Source organism: Pseudomonas sp. HMSC065H01 (assembly GCF_001815235.1).
Lineage (GTDB): Bacteria > Pseudomonadota > Gammaproteobacteria > Pseudomonadales > Pseudomonadaceae > Pseudomonas > Pseudomonas aeruginosa.
In genome coordinates this window covers 1-5,199 of the sequence record NZ_KV819868.1, presented here as the reverse complement: position 1 = coordinate 5,199, position 5,199 = coordinate 1, and the positions used below count along the sequence as shown (strand labels likewise).

6 protein-coding genes are annotated in these 5,199 nt (G+C 60.3%); 5 read left to right on the top strand and 1 reads right to left on the bottom strand.

Translation table 11 applies throughout. The features are described 5' to 3' along the window. A partial coding sequence (locus HMPREF3014_RS34900) for a hypothetical protein (RefSeq protein ID WP_034017271.1) occupies positions 1–352 on the bottom strand: 352 nt, incomplete at its 3' end. 697 nt (positions 353–1,049) lie between these two features. Here HMPREF3014_RS34900 and HMPREF3014_RS12460 point away from each other — a divergent pair. From HMPREF3014_RS12460 to HMPREF3014_RS12440, 5 genes are all read left to right on the top strand, one after another. After that, entirely contained in the window at positions 1,050–1,481 is a 432-nt protein-coding gene (locus HMPREF3014_RS12460; protein ID WP_003111736.1) for a TIGR03757 family integrating conjugative element protein, read from the top strand. Next, entirely contained in the window at positions 1,481–2,419 is a 939-nt protein-coding gene (locus HMPREF3014_RS12455) for a TIGR03756 family integrating conjugative element protein (protein WP_003117084.1), read from the top strand. Before HMPREF3014_RS12460 ends, HMPREF3014_RS12455 begins: the two co-directional genes overlap by 1 nt. A gap of 17 nt (positions 2,420–2,436) precedes the next feature. After that, positions 2,437–3,825: an integrating conjugative element protein gene (locus tag HMPREF3014_RS12450; RefSeq protein ID WP_004352770.1), complete on the top strand. Its 1,389-nt coding sequence runs from the start codon at positions 2,437–2,439 to the stop codon at positions 3,823–3,825. After that, positions 3,825–4,172: a hypothetical protein gene (locus tag HMPREF3014_RS12445; protein ID WP_003117086.1), complete on the top strand. Its 348-nt coding sequence runs from the start codon at positions 3,825–3,827 to the stop codon at positions 4,170–4,172. The genes HMPREF3014_RS12450 and HMPREF3014_RS12445 overlap by 1 nt, the downstream gene beginning before the upstream one ends. Next, positions 4,169–5,199 (top strand): conjugal transfer protein TraG N-terminal domain-containing protein (locus HMPREF3014_RS12440; RefSeq protein WP_034017269.1); only part of this gene is annotated, 1,031 nt, incomplete at its 3' end. The genes HMPREF3014_RS12445 and HMPREF3014_RS12440, both read left to right, overlap by 4 nt.

Genomic DNA, 5,199 nt, shown 5'->3' with positions numbered 1-5,199 from the left:
GATATAAATTGGCATAACGTGGAGCATAAAGATTTGCCCGGCAAGATGTTGTAAACTTCCTATCTCCGCTGGCAGAAACAGTGACCGTTCCTGGTGAAGGCATTGCCGAAATGATCATCCTTTGCAGAGGAGGGAGTGTAGGCGCCCTTTGACTCGACTTCATATTAGTTGGAAGAATCGAACAAACTACAACATCTTCAACATTCACACCCTTTGAGACTTCCCCTAGACTTGTTATTTCAACCCCACCCTGCGCCCGACATATCTCACTTCCATCATTTGAGCCCTCATCAGCACATGCGAAATTGCTAGCCACCAAAAGCACAGTCGACATAAAAAGTAATTTTTTCATTTCAAAAGACCTCTCCATGCTAAAAATTATTTATTCAGTGAATACCCAGTTCATTGGGCGGCTTTCGTATCAGCTTCTCTGATTCAAGAACACGCCCCTCAATTGGATCGCAGTTCAGCCGATTCAACCTCACACTCCCCTCTTCATTATCATTAACTCCGGAAATCTTCTGCTCTCTCTCAAAGCAGTGCTGCCCAATCTCATCCGCCCCACCTCCACCACCGACACACCCATAGATGAGAGCAATTAAAGAAAATAGAGAAAAGCACCTATATCCGCCCCAACCACCCATCTTCATACCGCAAGAAAAATACAACATTTGCGTCACACCTTTGTAATTCTCAAGAGTTACCCTTCACCTAGAAAAACCTACCCCCAATTTCGCTTCAATTCTGTTTCAGAAGACAACAACTATCTAATTTACTAGTATGAATCTCAGCGCAGCCTTCCTGCCTCTTAGCAACAAAAATGACTGTTTCGACAGCGACTGCTCAGTCCGCGCAAATACCTGAAAAAAAGATGGCTTGGAAGCTCACTTCTACCTTATGAGTTACCAGGCTCCCTCCTCTGCACCATGCGCCAACAATTCGCCATTACAGCGGTAAAAAATACCCCGGCGACGTAGTGATGATTTCCTGCTGCCCTATCGGAAGCGATCCTGTCTCCTACCTGTACCTATTCGAACCGGTACAGACCCATGCCTCTTCATCGTTCCCCCCCAGCCTGGTGGCCACGCCCCCTGGCCGTTGGCTTACTACTTGTACTGCTGACCGGCGCAAGCCAGGCCGAAACCTGGGTCATCACTGACCAGGCCCATCCGGTCACCGCCACCGGATCATCGCGAGTCCTGCTCCTGGATGCCCAGCAACACCTTGAGGAGCAACTGACTGACGCTCTGCCCAAGGATCCTCAACAAGCTCAGGTAGCGTTTCAGCAGTTGCTACAGAGCCCCGAGGGGCGACGCCTGCAGGCAGAGCTGGTGAAGGCACAACAAGACGTCACCGATGCGTGGAGTCTCGGTGTCGAGAAGATCCCTGCCGTGGTAGTCGACAGGCAGTACGTGGTCTACGGCGAACCGGACGTACCGCGCGCTCTTGAGCTGATCGCCAAGGCCAGGAGGACGCGCTGATGACCAGCCTCAACCTCCGCCGCCTGGCAGCGGCGGCCGCCACCTTCAGCCTCTCGTTCACGGCCGCGGCCGCGATCAACAGCGCCGCCATCGTCTCCTCCACCCTTTCCCCTCAGTGCCTCGAATACAAGGTCGTCGGGATCTGCTACTGGCTGCTCTGCGGCCCGCATGGCTGCAAGGTGAAGACGTCGGTCAAGGTCCGCCACTACGTGCCTGACGCAGTCGTCTCCAGCTATGCGAATACCGGGAGCAACCCCTGGACCGAGGTGTCGGCGCTGGGCACACCGAATCCCCTCGCCCAGGCCGGCAATGACGCGACCACCAACTACAAGGCCGAGAACAGCATCGGCCGCTTCAAGGAAGCGGATGTGATCGGCCATCCTGGCGGGGCCACGTTCAGCCGGTTCGCCAGCGCCTCTGGGTACGTTTGCCCTGGCGCCACCTTCCCGCTGGTGCCGTACTTCCTCAGCACACTGGACGCCATTGGCTGGCGGCATGGCATTCCCGAGCAGGTGTACCCCGAAGCGTTGGTCCCAGGGCTGCGCGAGGTGGGTGGAATCTTCTCCGGCGACATGTGGGGGAACCTCTATCCGCGCAGCGGATTCCTGCACCAGACCGACGACTACAAGACGGCGGCCGTCATCGCCCAGCGCGCCGGCGACATCACCACGCGAATCGGCCAGCTCCACGTCTACCTCCCCATGCGCGCAGCACCCAAGGACGGCTACTGGCCGGCGGGCGAGCTGAAAGAGGGCGATGCCTCGACCGGGAAATGGCAGGAGCTGACCCCGTCCCTGAGCCTCAACTGCGCGGTGTTTCCCAACTCAGGGCCGAAGACGCAAGCCGTCGACGGCGATTACGCCTGGGCGCTCTGGCGTCCCTACTCCTGCTGCCAGCGCAAGGGGCAGATCTTCCTCGGCAGTACCGACTTCCAATAAGGACACGGAGACGAATCATGCGAATGAACATCACCTCGGTCGCGCTGACGTGGCTGCTCGCAGCGCAACTTGCCCAGGCCGACGACCCAATCAACGTGTCCAAGACCGGCACGGTGCTCAGCGACGAGGTCCTATACAGCATTGGCGGCGGCAGTGCGGTGAGCATGGGCAGCGCCGGCCAGATGGACTCGATCGGCGTCGGTTTCGGCTGGAACAACGACCTGATGTGCGGAAACATGAACCTGAGCACCACCCTGGAGAACCAGCTCAACGGTGCCACACAGGGCTTCCAGAACATCATGGGCTCAGTCATCCAGAACGCGACCGGCGCGGTCATGTCGCTACCGGCGTTGATCATCCAGCGCGCGAACCCTCAGCTCTACAACCTGATCACCAATGGCATCCTGCAGGCGCGGATCGACTACGACCGCTCGAAAGGGACTTGCAGAGCGATCGCCGAGAAGATGGCTGACATCGCTGGGGAGCAGACCGGCTGGGGGAAAATCGCCGAAGGCCAGGCCCTGGGCGCCACGCTGGCCTCTGGCGGGAAAGACGCCGTATCCGCCCTCGAAGTAGTGGAGAAGAAGGGCGGCAACGATGGCGTAACCTGGGTCGGTGGAGACAAGGCCGGCGGCTCCGGCCAGAAGCCCATTCGCATCGTCAACGACGTGACCCGGGCGGGCTACAACCTGTTGACCAGCCGCTCGGTGAAAGACTCATCGAGCGTGCCTTCCGCCAGTTGTAACAACGGCCTGGTCTGCAACACCTGGTCCTCCCCCCAAGAAGCCGCTGCATTCGCCACCCGGGTACTGGGGGAGCAACAGCAGCAGACCTGTGAAGGCTGCCAGAAGACGGTGACGGCTGCAGGCGTCGGCCTGACCCCGCTGATCCAAGAGACCTACGACAAGAAGCTCCAGTCGCTGCAGGAGCTGCTATCGAAAAGTAAGCCACTGACCGCCGAGAACCTGGCTGCGGCCGGCACCGATGCGCTGCCAATCACCCGCGGCGTCATCGAGGCGCTGCGCGACGAGCGTGACCAGGACGTCCTGGCGCGCCGCCTGGCGTCCGATGTCTCCCTGATGGACGTGCTCAGCAAGGCCCTGTTGTTACAGCGCCTGATGTTCGCCGGCGCCAAGGAGCCCAACGTCGCCGCCAACGGCCTGGCCACCCAAGCCGTCGATCAGCAGACCAGCCTCCTGCAGCAGGAGATCTCGAACCTCAAGACCGAACTGGAACTCCGTCGCGAGTTGGCCAGCAATTCGCCCATGCGGGTCATCGAGCGCGGGCAACAGCGCGCCTCAGGGTCCAGCGGCGTGTTCGAGTCGGCGCCCGATGCTGATCGCCTTGATCGCCTGCAGGCCCCCTCTGCCGCCGGCGGCAAGTCGGGGTCGGGAGGGAGACCGTGATGGCAGATACGCTCACCAGCCGAAAGCTCCTCGGCCAGCTACTGGTCGGAGTGATGATCGTCGTCGGTCTGGCAGTGGTCGGTACGCTGCTCAGCCTCTTCGCCCTGAACCACTTCGGCGGCATCCAGGGCCTGGAGGCCTGGCGGCAAAGCAACTACTGGAGTTTGTTCGCCTGGCGGGCGCTGCTGTACTGCGCCCTGGCCATCGCCTGGTTCCGGCTCAAGCAGCGCAAGGAGCTGAGCGCGCATGAGCGGCAGCGCATTCGGCGGATCGAGATCCTGGTGCTGTTGCTGATCCTGCTCATCGAATTCAGCAAAGCCTACTTCCGCACGGGAGGCGCAGCATGACCTTCATGACCAATGACTACCTGGAGTATTACCTCACCCTCCTCGGTTGGATCATCAACAACGGGATCTGGAACATGATCTCGGATACAGGGCTGTTCGCGGTGCCCTTCGTGGCCATTGTGATGCGTGAGTGGCTGAAAGTTCGCGGGGAAGGCGCCGACGAGGGCAACAAAGGCGTGCTGTCTCTGGCCCGCATCGAGACGCATATCTACGTCGGCTACATCGTGGTCGCCCTGGCGGGAATCCCGGTCGTCAACGTGAGCTTCGACACCATCGAGTTCGACCAGGCCCGCGCCCAGCAGTGCCAGTACAACCTGCCAGCGCCGGCAGACACCGGCTGGTCGACCTCCTTCAGCAGCCTGGCCGGCAAGAGTGCGCAGATGCCGCTCTGGTGGGCGATGATGCACGCCCTGTCCAAGGGCTTCACCGCCGGCGCGGTCGCGGCCATTCCGTGCGGCACGGATCTGCGGCAGATGCGAATGGAAGTGGACAATACGCGCGTGAACAACCCGCTGCTGGCACAAGAAATCGCTGACTTTTCCAGGGACTGCTACGGACCTTCCCGTGCGCGGCTGTTCATGCGGCAACCCGATCTGGGCTCCGTCGGCGAGGACAACAAGGCGCTGCAGGACCTGAACTGGATCGGCTCCCGATTCCTGTTGAACACCCCGGGGTACTACGACACCGACTACTCGAAGAGTCCCCGTCAGTCGTGGCCCTACAACGCCACCCGCGACGCCGGGCTGCCCCAGGTGGGCGGTGGTGGTGGCTACCCAACCTGCAAGCAGTGGTGGGCTGACTCAGGGATCGGCTTGCGTGATCGGATCAAGGGCCAGGTGGATCCGGACCTGATGACCAGCTTCCTCAAATGGGCGAAATGGCTGGACCAGGACGAGGTGACCGAGGCAGTCATCCGCCAGGTGATTTCACCGTCCAGCCAGGTCAAAGGCAACGTCTATACCGACTATGGTGGGCAGGTGGGCGGTACGGTCTGGAACGGCATCGCGAGAACCGCTGGAACCTTCGG

What these genes read in the sequence shown, in the direction of transcription:
- HMPREF3014_RS12460 (WP_003111736.1), top strand. Translation starts at nt 1,050, where the DNA reads ATGCCTCTTCATCGTTCCCCCCCAGCCTGGTGGCCACGCCCCCTGGCC.
- HMPREF3014_RS12455 (WP_003117084.1), top strand. Translation starts at nt 1,481, where the DNA reads ATGACCAGCCTCAACCTCCGCCGCCTGGCAGCGGCGGCCGCCACCTTC.
- HMPREF3014_RS12450 (WP_004352770.1), top strand. Translation starts at nt 2,437, where the DNA reads ATGCGAATGAACATCACCTCGGTCGCGCTGACGTGGCTGCTCGCAGCG.
- HMPREF3014_RS12445 (WP_003117086.1), top strand. Translation starts at nt 3,825, where the DNA reads ATGGCAGATACGCTCACCAGCCGAAAGCTCCTCGGCCAGCTACTGGTC.